This is a genomic window from Pseudovibrio sp. Ad46, assembly GCF_001623065.1.
Lineage (GTDB): Bacteria > Pseudomonadota > Alphaproteobacteria > Rhizobiales > Stappiaceae > Pseudovibrio.
The window spans coordinates 185881-199465 of record NZ_LMCG01000079.1 but is presented as its reverse complement, the minus strand read 5'-3'; the positions used below and the strand labels follow the sequence as shown (position 1 = coordinate 199465).

The 13585-nt window shown below is 50.3% G+C and carries 11 protein-coding genes; 3 read left to right on the top strand and 8 right to left on the bottom strand.

The features are described 5' to 3' along the window. The first annotated feature begins 22 nt into the window (after positions 1–22). Positions 23–808: a helix-turn-helix transcriptional regulator gene (locus PsAD46_RS23125; RefSeq protein WP_057462639.1), complete on the top strand. Its 786-nt coding sequence runs from the start codon at positions 23–25 to the stop codon at positions 806–808. Positions 809–814: 6 nt separating this feature from the next. On the opposite strand, the gene PsAD46_RS23120 is transcribed toward PsAD46_RS23125, so the two are convergent. From PsAD46_RS23120 to PsAD46_RS23085, 8 genes are all read right to left on the bottom strand, one after another. After that, a complete protein-coding gene (locus PsAD46_RS23120) occupies positions 815–2518 on the bottom strand; it encodes a DUF3011 domain-containing protein (RefSeq protein ID WP_208981986.1) in 1704 nt (567 codons plus the stop codon). A gap of 213 nt (positions 2519–2731) precedes the next feature. Next, a complete protein-coding gene (locus tag PsAD46_RS23115; RefSeq protein ID WP_063300912.1) occupies positions 2732–3907 on the bottom strand; it encodes a VWA domain-containing protein in 1176 nt (391 codons plus the stop codon). A 71-nt stretch (positions 3908–3978) separates the two neighbouring features. Then, a complete protein-coding gene (locus PsAD46_RS23110; RefSeq protein ID WP_063289704.1) occupies positions 3979–4503 on the bottom strand; it encodes a GrpB family protein in 525 nt (174 codons plus the stop codon). An 84-nt stretch (positions 4504–4587) separates the two neighbouring features. Then, entirely contained in the window at positions 4588–5649 is a 1062-nt protein-coding gene (locus PsAD46_RS23105; protein WP_063289615.1) for a TIGR01620 family protein, read from the bottom strand. Then, positions 5646–7142: a YcjX family protein gene (locus tag PsAD46_RS23100; RefSeq protein ID WP_063307950.1), complete on the bottom strand. Its 1497-nt coding sequence runs from the start codon at positions 7140–7142 to the stop codon at positions 5646–5648. The genes PsAD46_RS23105 and PsAD46_RS23100 overlap by 4 nt, the downstream gene beginning before the upstream one ends. A 93-nt stretch (positions 7143–7235) precedes the next feature. After that, positions 7236–7766, bottom strand: a complete 531-nt coding sequence (locus PsAD46_RS23095) for a histidine phosphatase family protein (protein ID WP_057462636.1) — start codon at positions 7764–7766, stop codon at positions 7236–7238. A gap of 402 nt (positions 7767–8168) precedes the next feature. After that, positions 8169–8786: a hypothetical protein gene (locus PsAD46_RS23090; protein WP_208981985.1), complete on the bottom strand. Its 618-nt coding sequence runs from the start codon at positions 8784–8786 to the stop codon at positions 8169–8171. A gap of 23 nt (positions 8787–8809) precedes the next feature. Next, complete coding sequence (locus tag PsAD46_RS23085) at positions 8810–9646, bottom strand: MoxR family ATPase (protein ID WP_063292790.1); 837 nt, start codon at positions 9644–9646, stop codon at positions 8810–8812. A 325-nt stretch (positions 9647–9971) separates the two neighbouring features. Here PsAD46_RS23085 and PsAD46_RS23080 point away from each other — a divergent pair, with 325 nt between their 5' ends. Both PsAD46_RS23080 and flgK read left to right on the top strand, forming a co-directional pair. After that, the gene (locus tag PsAD46_RS23080; protein WP_063292789.1) at positions 9972–11645 is read left to right on the top strand and encodes a flagellar hook-basal body complex protein; all 1674 of its coding nucleotides are present in this window, start codon (positions 9972–9974) and stop codon (positions 11643–11645) included. A gap of 53 nt (positions 11646–11698) precedes the next feature. Next, positions 11699–13543, top strand: coding sequence for a flagellar hook-associated protein FlgK (gene flgK / locus PsAD46_RS23075; RefSeq protein WP_063292788.1), 1845 nt, complete (start codon positions 11699–11701; stop codon positions 13541–13543). Positions 13544–13585: the final 42 nt, after the last annotated feature.

The following is a 13585-nucleotide window of genomic DNA, read 5'->3' as shown; positions in this document are numbered from 1 at the left end:
TGAAGTCGCCAAGAGGTGTTTGATGCCCATTCATGCTGATGTTTTTGCAGACCCACATGAGGTGGATCGTCCGCAACCCATTGTTGCTTATGCGGTAGATATGCCCATCGGCGGGCAGGGGGAGCCGCATGCGCATTCACGCGGGCAGCTGGTTCATATCATGCAAGGGTCCACGACTGTGTTTACTGAGGAGGGGACATTTGTTGTACCGCCAGAGCGTGCAGTCTGGGTTCCCGGAGGTATGATGCATCGGACTGTCTATCCGATCAAAACACAGTTTCGGAGCCTGTATCTGCGAGAGGACTGGTCTGAGCGACTCTCTGATAAGCCTGTTGTGGTGCAAGTGACGCCGCTCTTACGCGAGCTGATACAGGAGATTATGGCAGCGCCCCGGGACTATGCGCTTGATGGGGCGACAGCGCGGATTGCGCAGGTGATTGTTGATCAATTGAAGAGTTTACCAGATGCGCCGCTGCAATTGCCGATGCCAGTCAACCACGTGCTTTTGAAAGAGCTTTGCCAGTCTATCCTGTCATGCCCTGCGCACCTGCCGAGCCTTGCGGATGCTGCGGAGCGGACGCTTATGTCCCAGCGCACGTTTGAGCGGCGGTTCTTTGATGAGACGGGCTGGAGTTATCGCAAATGGTGTGGGCAGGCCAAGCTGTTTCGTGCTTTGGAGCTGCTCTCAGCAGGCCGAAGTGTGGGTGATGTGGCTTTCAAACTTGGTTATGAAGGGCCAAGTCCGTTTATTTCTCAGTTCCGCAAAGCCTTTGGCACGACGCCGGGCAAATACTTCAAGACTGCGTAGCCTAGGTTATTTGCTGGCGCTGCATGCGCTGATGAAGTTGCGAACGTGCTTAGCGCTGCCTTTGAGGCTTACGTTGTAGATAGCATAGCCGCCCAGATTGATCTTCAACTCGTTGTCTCGCACCATTCGGTTCCAAAGTGAAGAGCCATTGTTCAAAGTGAGGAGTGGCAGGGAAACACCGGCTTCCTGATTCAACGAACTGCCGACGCCAACATAACTTTCCTTGAACCGTCTTGTGCTTAGCGAAATCAGGATACTATCGCCTTCCTGCAAAGCAGGGACGGTTGACTGAAACATGATCTCGATATCACCGCTTCCAGCCAGACAGCGGGCGTAAAAGTCGGTATCGTCTGTTTCAGGTACGCCATGAGCCAAAACTGCGCTCTTGTCGCCTGCGCCTGTTGGGAGGCCAGACACCCAGACATAGGGACCGTCAAATCCATTCAATGGAGCTTTTTCCTGAAGGAACTTGTCAGAGTTTGGCAGAAGGTCCTGTGTTATGAGGTCTGTGTTTTGTTCATGGAAAACAAAATGTTGGGCGGCTGTTCCGTTGCTGTTGAGCGCGCAGGAAAAGTTGAAGGGCACGTACATGCCCTGACTTTGGTAAACGCCGCGACCAGCGAGTTTGTCCCCTGTCCGTACCAGTACCGGTTTCTGGTTCATTTGCTGATTGGTGAAGGTGCCGAGGCCCAAATAGACAGGCGGCAACTCTGACAGGGAATTCTTGGTTGCAATGATCTTGCTGCCCAGTGTGGAGCAGGCGCGGCGGGCCTTCCAGAGTGGTTCGGCCACATTGATCGCCAGATCATCTTCCGGTGCAATCTGGCTGTTTTCCAATGGCGGCAAGTCTTGTGTCACAACTTGCGTTGGAGGCGCAGCCTGTGGAGATGTGCTATCCCGCTTCAGCTTGTAATAGCATGCTTTTTTCGAGGCAGGATCTGGGTCTCCGAAGAAATCGGTCCGGCAATGAACATCACCTTTCGCAGACTTCTCGTAAAATGCGCCGGGCCTGCCGAAGCGAACGGTTGTTGCGTAGGGCAGCTCGCAAACCTGAAATTCGAGAGCGCATTTACGCCATCCGTCCTTCGTAAATTCAGGAAGCTGCGGAATGGGGGTGATCAAACCACCTGAGCTGGCTGACTTGATCTGCTTCTTTAGAGAAGATGAACTGGCGCTTACCGTGTTTACGGTTTTGCGAGCGTACGGTTTGTTGCCAACATAAAAGATGCCAGAGCAGCCTTTATCCGTCCAAAGATGCGATGGGACGACGCCCCAGCTTTCATTGAGTTTGCAGAGTGCTGAGGAGGTCTGGCGCAGCAACTGGACGTAATTGCGGTTGGCGTTCGAGATCTTGCACTTGGTGTAACCAGCGTTCTCTGAGGCGCAAACAACCACGTTGGTGCCATCCAGACGATCTGGTGAGTTGGCGACATGGTTCGCTGTTGAAGGCCTGTGCGTCGGATCGCTGCTATGTATGTTATCGCCCTCAGGTTGTCTGGTGAGGGTGTTGGTCAGGCAGTCGATGAATTCCGGGCTATCCAATGCTGCGTCGGTTTTGTCGAGGCAGCTTTCAATTATGAGTGCTGGAATAAGCGAGTTAATCGGCGGAATAGTTGTTGCGTTGGCATTGGCAGCAAGGAACGGGGCAATGAAGGCGATAGTGCCTGCCGATGTCCTTGTAAGCAGTTGCCACAAAATAGATTTGCTCACAGCATAGCCTCTCTTAGCTCTTCTGGTGCACTTGTTGCCTAACGCAATCAGCTTGCGCCCAGCTGAAAGCTTGTTGCAGCTTCTTCCTTGATACAGGTGTGAGGCATGCTTTTTGCCAAGCGCAGTTGCTGTCTAGATCTCAATGCTACTTGCAGTCTAGTTGTAAAATTACAAAAAGGGGAGGTTAAATGCTCTGTGTTGTTAGAACTCGCTCTAGCGTACAAGTTCCTTCATGGCAGAATCCATGCCTTCCAGAGTGAGAGGGTACATGCGCTGATCAAACAACTCTTTCATCATGCCGATGGAATGAGTGTAATCCCAGTGCTTTTCCCGTACCGGATTGAGCCAGACTGCTTTTTGATAAAGGTCTGTCACGCGTTTTACCCAGACGTTGCCTGCTTCTTCGTTCCAATGTTCAACTGAACCACCGGGATAGGTGATCTCATAGGGGCTCATTGAAGCGTCGCCAATAAAGATCACTTTGTAATCGCTTGGATATTTATGAAGCACGTCCATCGTGTTGATGCGCTCAGTGTGGCGGCGATGGTTGTTTTTCCAGACGAACTCATAGAGACAATTGTGGAAGTAGAAGTATTCCATCACCTTGAACTCGGTTTTGGCAGCAGAGAACAATTCTTCGCAGACGCGGATGTGATCATCCATTGAGCCGCCGATGTCGAAGAACAAAAGCACTTTGACCGAATTGCGTCGTTCGGGACGCATTTGAATATCTAGCAGGCCTTTGTGGGCCGTGGATTTGATGGTGTTGTCCAGATCCAGCTCATCAGCAGCACCGGTTCTGGCGAACTTGCGCAGGCGTTTCAGGGCAACCTTGATGTTGCGGGTGCCCAGTTCAACTGTGTCATCCAGATCCTTGAACTCGCGCTTGTCCCAGACTTTGACCGCTCGGCGATGGCGGCTTCCGTCCTGTCCGATACGAATGCCTTCAGGGTTGTAGCCATACGCGCCGAACGGGGATGTGCCACCTGTTCCGATCCACTTGTTGCCGCCCTGATGGCGTTCTTTTTGCTCTTCCAGTCGCTTTTGTAGCGTTTCCATGAGCTTTTCAAAGCCGCCCATGGATTCGATAAGCTTCTTCTCTTCTTCAGAAAGGTGCTTTTCTGTGAGCTTGCGCAGCCACTCCTCTGGAATGTCTGTGGTTGCCACTTCGCTCATCAGGTCCAATCCGTTGAACGTGTGACCAAAGACGCGATCAAACTTGTCCAGATTGGATTCGTCTTTGACCAGCGTTGCACGGGCGAGGAAGTAAAAATCCTCCACCCGTTTGCCGGCCAGATCAGCGTCCAGCGCTTCCATAAGCGTAAGATATTCGCGTACGGATACGGGTAAACCAGCGGATTTTAGCTCTTCGAAAAACTGAATAAACATGGGGTCACATTATGCGATTGGGCGGTGCAGTGTCGAGAGTGCAATTGACACCTTAGGCAAAAGCATAGGGATCAATAAGAGCCTCTGGCCCAGTCAATCGCTTTGGCGAGATGAAGCTCAACAAAATCATTCTTGCCTTCTCGATATCCCTCGACATCTCCGTTGACCTCCTGTGCTGTTTTCTTCTTTAGGTGGGCATATTTCTCACGGATCTCAGGATGAGCTTTTAAGTAATCACGAAAGGCTAGATGCCTATAAACGTGCGGATCTCCTGATTTAAACGCGTGAAGGTGATGGGTGCGGTCGTCTCCACCTTTTTCAAAGTAGCGGCGGCCTGTAATGCCGTATTCACCTTTGGCGACATAGCCAAGATTGATCAGCTTTGCAGATTGAGCATCGAGTGCTGGGATGCTGGAGACTTCCAGCAGGATGTCGATAATTGGTTTGGCGGCGAGAGCTGGTACGGAGGTGCTGCCAATGTGGTGAATGTCTTCGACAATATCTCCGAGTAGCTCACGCAAAATTTCTTGCTCCAGCTGGAACCCCTCGGCCCAGTTGTCTTGTGCATCTACCACTTTGACTTTGCGTGTGATCATAGCTGTGTCTGCCGCCTTTGTTTTATCAGCCCTTTGAACATACCAAGAGATTGGGGGAAACATAGGGCTGGCGTGAGATATTCGTTAATCCTGATCTGCAATCTCATCTGGGGCAGATTTCGTGATCTCGCTCATGAGCTCCGTTAGTGATGGGCCTTTTGTGGCGATGAATGGTGCAGGGCGGCAGGTTTGAATTGCAGCAACGCCAATGCGTGCTGTGAGGAAGCCATTGACCAATCCTTCGCCAAGACGTGCGGAAAGTTTTGCTGCTAAGCCCTGACCAATGAACTGTTCCAGCAGGCTATCTCCTGCGGCCATGCCACCTGTGACGGCCAGGTGAGCCGCTATATCTCGTGAAAGGCGCCAGAAACCGAGTGCGCCGGGGCGGGCTCCGTAAAGACGGGAGATGCGGCGAACAATGCGCAGGTTTTCGTAAAGTACGATCAGGATATCAACGAGTGCACGAGGCGATAGTGCGGTAACTACAGAAACACGTTTTGCGCTTTCCATGACGATCAGGCGCGCACGGGCGTCCATCGGTGCCATCAGCTCGCGTTCTGCCAGTTTGACGAGATCTCGCCCATCGATGATTTCCTGCATATGACCTTTTAGCTGAGCGCGGCCATGAGCTGTTTCCGGACGGTCCGCGTAGAGCGCCATTAGCTTTTGTAGAGCTGCACGGGCTTCTTTATCGCTATCGTTGTCTGCAGCAGTTTGGAGGTCATCGCGTATATGGTCGATTTGCTCCAGTCGAGAAAGTGCCCGCCATTCTTTGAAAAACAAACCGATCAGTCCGAGAAAGCCGAGAGCGGTGAGGCCAACAGCTGTCCAGCCCAACCAGTCATAGCGAGCAAAGAGGTCTCTGATTAGGCTATCGACAGCCAAGCCAACGGCAAGTGAGACGAGGCCGCCACCGCCAATGGCGATGATCTTGCTCCAACGACTCTTCGCTGGTTTTGGCTCTGGGGCAACATTGTTCTGTGGCAGGGCCAACGCGTTTTCATCTTCTTCTGACACAACGGCTTCAGAGGAAAGTGGTTCGTGGGCAAACTCCCCCTCCAGCCGGACGGAGCTGTCATCCAGTTTGAATGCTTTGGGAGCGCGGCGTGCCTGAGGCTTATGTTGCTGTGTTTTCTTGTTGGTCATGCGAGTTTATCTCCCAGCAAGAACTCCATTGCGCTGTCCAAACGGATGTGAGGGAGAGATAAGGTCAGCCCCTCTGCCGTGCGTTCCAGCTTTGGAGGGCGGAAGCGCACATATTTCAATGCGGTCTGATCTTCCGGTGTGCCGTGGCTTTGCTCTGTAGAGAAAAGGTCGCTCAGATCGTCAGGAAGATCGCCGGGGAAAATGGCGGCTTCTTCTTCGCCGTCAAACCTCATGGAGCCAATGGTTTCTTCCGGCATTGGTGTGCCGAGGAGTGCAGGGGTTTCTGCACCATCGTGATGAACGGTTGCCTGCCTGGTGGCTCTGACGGATGCAAGGGCGAGCGTTTCAACTGAAGCGCCTGAGAACTCTGCACGGTTGATTGCCCGTTCAACCAGCTGCTTGAGGAGTAACTCCAAGTGATCGTGATCCTCGCGTCGCAGATGGTCTGCCTTTGTGGCTGCAAACAGAATGCGATCGATCTTGCGAGACACTATTGAAAATAGCCAGCTTGCTTTGCCGGGTCTGAACGCGCCCATAATCTCAGTGAGGGCACCGCTCAAATCATCCAAAGCCTCAGGGCCAGCGTTGATTGCCGTGAGTGCGTCCACCAGCACAATCTGTCTGTCCAGTTTGGCAAAGTGGTTTTTGAAGAACGGTCTGACCACGTGCTTGCGATAGGCTTCGTAGCGGCGCTCCATAATGGCGAGGAGCGTGCCTGCTTTGGGTTTGACCTGCGTATCACCCAGATTAAGCGGGGCGAAGGTGAGGGCTGGTGTGCCCTTCATGTCGCCGGGCATCAGGAAGCGACCAGGAGGCAACATGGATAGTGCGTTCTCATCATCCCGGCAGCGGCTCAAATACGTGGTGAAGGTGCTTGCCAGATCCTTTGCGATGTCCTCTGAAAACTCATCGTGCAGCTTATCTTGAAAACGTGCGAGTGTTGACAGAAACTCTTCTGACAAATCTGGCCTTGCTTTAGCGCGTCTCAGGGCTTCCTCTGAGAATTGCCGGAAATCCTGTCGTAGTAAAACAAGGTCGAGGAGCCATTCACCAGGGTAATCCACGATGTCGAGGTGCAGCTTGCCACCGCCTAACTGGCGGTTCAGGAATGTGGCTGACTCGTATTCAATGGTCAGGCGAAGTTCGGAGATCTGATGTGTGGACTCCGGCCAAAGGCGATCCTTTGTCAGCGTTTCGACATGCTGCTCATAGTTGAACCGTGGAACATTGTCATCGGGCTGAGGCTGAAGATATGCTCGCGCGAGCCGTCCTGTGCCCGCGGCATCCAGCAGAGGCAGGCGACCTCCGGCAATGAGATTGTGAACGAGGGCTGAGATAAAGACGGTCTTACCGGAACGTGCCAATCCAGTGACACCCAGACGGACAGTGGGGACTGTTAGGTCAATCGCTGATCCCGTTAGATTGTCCAATGCTGTTTGTGCATCAGTTAGGGCCAGCTTAGCGTTTTTAAATAATGAATTCAGTGGGCTCACAGATCATCCTCCAAGGAACGATGTGGTGCGTTCTTTGGAGGAATGCAATCGCAAATGCGCCAATAAATGTTGAATTGCGCAAAATTTTCCTAGTCAGGAGCCTGAAACAGCTTGCAGGTGCCGAGGCTGGAAGAATGAGACGATCCTTCCTTTCTTGCAGTCAATTTCTGACCAGCGGTGCTCTTCAAAGTCTATTACAGCGAGAGCTCCGGTTGGGTACTTGGATTGCATCTGGTGTATGTACTCAGGGTTGCCTTTGCCAGTGAGTTCAAGAGCTGTGTCCTGAATAGCTGTGTTGTGGCCAACAATGAGGATAGTGTCGAAGCCGCCGCCATAGGCGCGGATTGCATCTATGTAGTCACCTTCGCTCGAATTGTAGAGATCCCTGAGCAGTTGAATCCGCGTATCACTGCGCAAGTATGGCATTACTTCCATGAGTGTTTGCCGTGTCCGTAGAGCCGTAGAACATAAGATCAGTTTTGGATGCATGTGATGTTGGTGGATATGGGCTCCAACCCTTGCTGCGGCTTTCCAACCGCTGGTGTTAAGGGAGCGATCATGATCGTGAGCACCCTCATCACTCCAGTCGGATTTTGCATGACGTAACAACATCAGGCGAAGCATATGTTATCCTCCAGATATGCTTTATTACTTTATGTTCCTAAGAGGTAGAAACATTCTAAGTTGTATTTGTGCTGCTATGCGATATTGCGATGCAGCATAATCGGATGGACTTGTTTGTTTATTACTTGCTTTGTCTCTGTTTGAAACCTACATGTTTTCGATTGAATTTGGAAGGTGATAGTATTCCCCTAATAGTATGGGGTTTTTATCTCATAATTACTGAAATATTTATAAGTGATGCATGCATTCGTAACTGAGTTCATTTCAGTCGTGCCTATAAGATATTTAGTTGGCAGAATGGTTTAGGCAGCTGTTCTGGTCACTTACGACGCGGTGTGTTGTAATATGAGGGTTGCACTGATGTAGGTGTGCTGGGCGATCCGCCAATTTAGCCGCGCTGCGTTAGTTGCGGCGCTGTTCCTGCTCGACGCGAAGAGTAAGCTTTTTGAAAAGAATTCGGATCTTCTCAAGCTCGCTTACAGGAAGTTCATCTGAAATGGATGCCCAGACCGTATAGTCAGCGCTTGGGGCTGTGTAGGCGGTGAAACTCTCGACGCGGCCCATCCGCATTGTTGTTTCGGTTCGGAACGCAACCTCATTTTGCGGTGTCTTCAGATCCAGTGGTTTGAAGTGGCTTTGACGATATCCGCTTTTGAAGTTGTTTATGAGAGTTGTCGCCGTGTCTTTTTTGTGCCGGCGGAAGATGACTTTGATCTCGCCGTTCTCGGTTGCGTAAATGCATCCGATACCGAGTTCCTTCAGATCGGGAACGAGAGCTGATCGGGAAAGTTTGCTGATATAGTCCGGGCAAAACATGCCGGTGAAGTGCGTTAGTGCGTCCACATCTTTGCGCCAGCCGTTGTGCAGTGTATGCGGCTGGTAGAGGAGGCTTTCCGAGATGGTGCTGTTTGCTTGTGCGAGTAAGCTGCCTGTAAGAAGCAGGCAGCTTGCGAGAACTGCTTTTGATGCACTGGAAAGTATGTGCTGGCTCAAAAAACTGGTTTTATTGTTTTGCTTCATTTTCATGCCAGGCAATGCAGATACTAGCGACGATTCATAAAGGCGAGGCGCTCGAACAGATGAACGTCCTGTTCGTTCTTGAGGAGTGCGCCGTGCAATGGCGGGATAACTTTCCGGCTTTCGGTTTCGCGGAGGGTTTCCGGGGCGATGTCTTCGTTCAGAAGCAGTTTAATCCAATCCAGAAGCTCAGAGGTTGACGGCTTCTTCTTCAGGCCCGGCAAGTCTCTGAGGTTATAGAATGCGTTGAGTGCTTCCTTAAGTAACCGGTCTTTGATTTCGCCGAAATGCACATTGACGATCTCTGTCATTGTTTCTGCATCCGGAAACTTGATGAAGTGGAAGAAGCAGCGGCGCAAGAATGCGTCTGGAAGATCTTTCTCATTGTTTGAGGTGATGATCACGATTGGACGCTGTTTTGCTTTGATCGTGTCGCCAGTCTCGTAAACAAAGAACTCCATACGATCCAGCTCTTGAAGCAGATCGTTTGGGAACTCAATGTCAGCCTTATCAATCTCATCAATCAGAAGAACCGGGCGTTCATTCATTTCAAAAGCAGTCCAAAGTTTACCTTTGCGAATGTAATTGCGAATGTCTTTTACGCGCTCATCGCCAAGCTGGCTGTCGCGGAGACGGGAAACCGCGTCGTATTCGTATAGGCCTTGCTGAGCCTTTGTGGTCGACTTGACGTTCCACTCAAGGAAGGGGACGCCTAAACTCTGAGCGATTTCCTGCGCTAGGACAGTTTTGCCGGTTCCGGGCTCGCCTTTTACAAGCAGGGGGCGCTCAAGGGTAATAGCCGCGTTGACTGCGATCCGAAGATCTTCTGTGGCAACGTATTGGGAGGTCCCTTGAAATTTCATCGCTAAATCCTGCTTGAGTATCGTGATTTGGCGAAAACACTAATCTCTCGATTGGCAATGAGCAATCCCTGCAGGGTTGCGCCATTGGGCTTATCTAGTGGTTTCGATCTTTGCTCGGTTTCTTTTACTTCTCTGGGAATTATGTGCCGGGTAAGGCGAGTTATTTGCCGGGTTCAGGCAGAAAATCCTATGTTTAACAATAGGTTAAAATTTTAAATTATTGAAATAGTTGAGTAAATTGGGTTTTTTAGTTTGGCACGTAAGTTGCTTCTAGTGATCAAAGATCTGCGCAAGCATGAGCGAATTTGAATTCTAGGTGGGCTCGATGAGTATTTATGGTGCTATCAACGCTGCAACGACCGGTTTGGACGCACAGTCCAAGGCGTTGGAGAACATTTCCGGTAACGTGGCGAACTCTTCGACCACTGGCTATAAACGCCTTGATACAAGCTTCTCCGACCTTGTTTCCAGTACAGGTAGCCGGCAGGCCGAACAGGTTTCCGGTACTGTAATTGCGACTTCTCGTGCCACTAACTACTTGTCTGGCGATGTCACATCCGCTGACCGGAACACCTACATGGCGATCAATGGCCCTGGGTATTTTCTGGTCACCAATAGAGATGGTCTTACCCAGCAAGCGCCTGAAAGTTACTACACCCGTGCAGGCGATTTCGAGTTAGATACTGAGCGTAATCTCGTTAACTCTGCTGGTTATTTTTTGCAAGGATACCCGATTAATCCGGCCACAGGTGCTGTTAGTGATCGTCCTGAACCAATTCAGGTTTCTGACGCGCCGATGCCTGCAAAGCCATCTACTCAGATTGACTATCAAGCAAATTTGCCGTCTACGCCTACCACAGACAACTATGACACAACTGATGGTGTGCCAAATTCTCAGTATGTCGATCTGAGTGTGTTTTCAACGCCAGATACGCAAACAACTCCTGCGTTGGTGGATGCTGGCCCAACAGCATTGACGGAAACGAGTAAACTTACTGACTCAACGCAATTTGATGCGGGTGACACTCTTACATTGACAGTAGGCGGACACGCACCTGAAGTTTTCACTGTTGGGGCTGACACAACTGTTCAAGATTTGTTGGACAAGTTGAATGGTATGCATGGCGTTACAGCTGAAATTCTGGCTTCTGGTGAAATTAGCATTTCTTCCTTTGAGGATATGACTGTTGTTGAAACCGGCGGTGCGACTCCGATTAATATGACTCTGTCGGCGCAGCCGATTCCACCAGCTGCCGCGGTGGATCGTTCAGTTGTAACCGGCGATAAAGCTGATGATTTCATCAAATCATCAATCGCTGGCGGGCAAGAAACCGTCTACGATGAAAATGGTACGCCGGTTAATGTTGAGCTGCGTTGGGCTCTTAATGCAGAGAATAAATGGTCGCTCTACTACAATACAGATACCAAAGCGACAGGCGATGAAGTGGCTTGGAAGAAAGTAAGTGATATGTCGTTTGATGCGGCAGGTCGTTTAACTTCTCCAGCTTCGGGTGTTGTTGATATCACTGATCTGGAAGTAAATGGTGTTGGCTTGGGTGATATTTCTTTTAAGTTCGGCCAAGACAATCTAACTCAGTATGAAGACACGATTGGCAATGCGACTAGTATTGATTTGTCTCAAGATGGCTTCCCTTCAGGCACATTGCAGGATGTTTCCATTGATGCAGAAGGCAATGTGATTGGGAAGTACTCCAATGATAAGTCTCAGAAACTCTTTAAAATTCCAATTGCGACTTTTGCAGCTGAGCAAGAACTTCAGCGAGTTGATGGTGCTGCATTTTCTGAGACCTCTACGTCTGGTGAGCCAGATTTCCGCAATGGGGGGACTATTCGAGCCAAAGCGCTAGAGAGTTCCAACGCGGATATTGCAAAAGAGTTTTCCAAGCTGATCATTACGCAGCAGGCTTATTCGGCGAACTCTAAAGTTTTGTCGACAGCTAATCAGATGCTGGATTCAGTTCTTAATATCGTTCGATAAATTGTTGCTGAGGTAGGTTTTTGCCTACCTCAGCGCGTTTGGGAGTTTAGGGTATGAGTCTTGGGGCAGCTCTGAATGCGGCGATGTCGGGATTGTCGCTTACGAAGGCGCAGCTTGCGGTTGCATCGAAGAATGTCGCGAATGCAAATGTTGATGGGTATACGCTGAAAACGATTGTGGGCACTGAAGTCCACAATACATCGACTGCATCTTCTTCTGTTCTGACCAATCAAGTTCAGCGGCAAGTCAATACCCAGCTCCAGTCAGCTTATTGGGAAAGCCTGAGCGATACGGCTTATGCAACTCAATATAATGACTATATCACGCAGCTTGATCAGATGTTTGGGAAGGTTGGAGATCCTAGTTCGATCCCAAGCCTGATGAATAACTTCACAAATGCGCTGACATCTTTGGCTACCGATCCTAGCTCTCAAAGCGCTCAAGAAGTTGCTGTGAACGCAGCTGATGAACTTTCCAGAAGCATCAATAGTTCTGCAAAGCAAGTTCAAGAAATGCGCCGTGATGCGGATGCAGCAATCACTGATGAAGTGGGGCAAGTTAACTCTATTCTAAAGGAAATTGAGAGTTTAGAAGACAGCATTATTGTCGAGCGTTCCGCTGGTCGGGAGACAGCCCATTTGCAAGATCAAATGGACCGACAGTTGGAAGCTTTGACCGAAAAGATGGATGTGGATATCAAGCAGGGCAATGACGGCTTGCTGAGCATATCTACTAAGTCGGGAACAACGCTCTACAATGATCGCGCATCTGAGTTGCAGTTTACTCCAAGCCCAACGCTAGGTGTGGGAGTTGAGGGTAATCCAATTGAAGTAAAGTCGCGATCAGGCGCCGTTATGAAACTTTCATCGGCTGATTTAAAAAGCGGCAGTATGGGTGCTCTCGTGGAACTGCGGGACAATACTCTTCCAGAGACGCAAGCGCGCCTGGATGAGCTTGCAAGTCAGATGGCGCTGTCTTTGTCGCAGCAGACGTCTGAAGGTGTTGCCGCTGATGATGGTGGGGCACCACCCGCAGCAACGGGTTTGAGCGTTGATACGTCTAAACTGCAATCTTCTGGCGATACGATTGAGCTTGAGTTTGATGTTAACGGAGAAAGTCGGAAGGTCACTTTTGTTGCTGTGACTGACCCAAGTTTGCTTCCGCTTTCTTCGGATGTAACTGCAGACTCCAATGACATTGTGCATGGTATTGTAATTCCGGCAACTTCGACTGCACTGGAAAGTCAGATTTCCAGTGCGCTGGGTTCTGGTTTTGATGTTTCCGTTGATGCTGCTGGTGAGTTGAAAGTTCTGTCTCCGACCAGCCCAGGGACTATTGAGATTACTGGCCTTACAGCGAAAAACACGCGGACTGTCACGGCGGCTGATGGGGCAGAGATACCGCTCTTTTTGGACTCCAACGATGGCGGAGTGCCTTATACAGGAGCTCTTGAGGATGGTGGTCAGAAAACTGGATTTGCTCAGCGGATGGTTGTCAATAAGGCCGTCTTAGATGATCCAAGTCTGCTTGCTGGTGAGCCTGACAAGCAGAGCTCCGAGCGTGCAAACCTCCTGAAAAGTCGCCTGACTGAGACCGAATATACGTATGCGCCTAGCTCGGGGATCGGAGCAAAGAATGCTCCATATGTTGGGACGATCTCCGACTTTGGCATTGAGACTGTGGTTAAACAAAGTCAGATTGCGAGTGCGGCAACGTCAGCTGCGAGTAACTCAAAAGCTGTCACGAGCATCGCTAAGAATGCCTATGAAAACAGTTATAAGGTCGACGTAGATGAAGAGCTCGTTAAGCTAACTGAATTGCAGAATGCTTATGCTGCGAACGCTCGCGTACTATCCGCCATTGACGAAATGTATGATACACTTTTTAGAATCGCATAATGCTGCTTTAGGGATTGAGTTATTCAAATGAATACAATCGGT

Excerpts from the sequence above, each read along its gene's own strand:
- PsAD46_RS23125 (WP_057462639.1), top strand. The coding sequence starts at position 23 with ATGCCCATTCATGCTGATGTTTTTGCAGACCCACATGAGGTGGATCGT.
- PsAD46_RS23115 (WP_063300912.1), bottom strand. The coding sequence starts at position 3,907 with ATGTTTATTCAGTTTTTCGAAGAGCTAAAATCCGCTGGTTTACCCGTA.
- PsAD46_RS23110 (WP_063289704.1), bottom strand. The coding sequence starts at position 4,503 with ATGATCACACGCAAAGTCAAAGTGGTAGATGCACAAGACAACTGGGCC.
- PsAD46_RS23105 (WP_063289615.1), bottom strand. The coding sequence starts at position 5,649 with ATGACCAACAAGAAAACACAGCAACATAAGCCTCAGGCACGCCGCGCT.
- PsAD46_RS23095 (WP_057462636.1), bottom strand. The coding sequence starts at position 7,766 with ATGCTTCGCCTGATGTTGTTACGTCATGCAAAATCCGACTGGAGTGAT.
- PsAD46_RS23090 (WP_208981985.1), bottom strand. The coding sequence starts at position 8,786 with ATGAAGCAAAACAATAAAACCAGTTTTTTGAGCCAGCACATACTTTCC.
- PsAD46_RS23085 (WP_063292790.1), bottom strand. The coding sequence starts at position 9,646 with ATGAAATTTCAAGGGACCTCCCAATACGTTGCCACAGAAGATCTTCGG.
- PsAD46_RS23080 (WP_063292789.1), top strand. The coding sequence starts at position 9,972 with ATGAGTATTTATGGTGCTATCAACGCTGCAACGACCGGTTTGGACGCA.
- flgK (WP_063292788.1), top strand. The coding sequence starts at position 11,699 with ATGAGTCTTGGGGCAGCTCTGAATGCGGCGATGTCGGGATTGTCGCTT.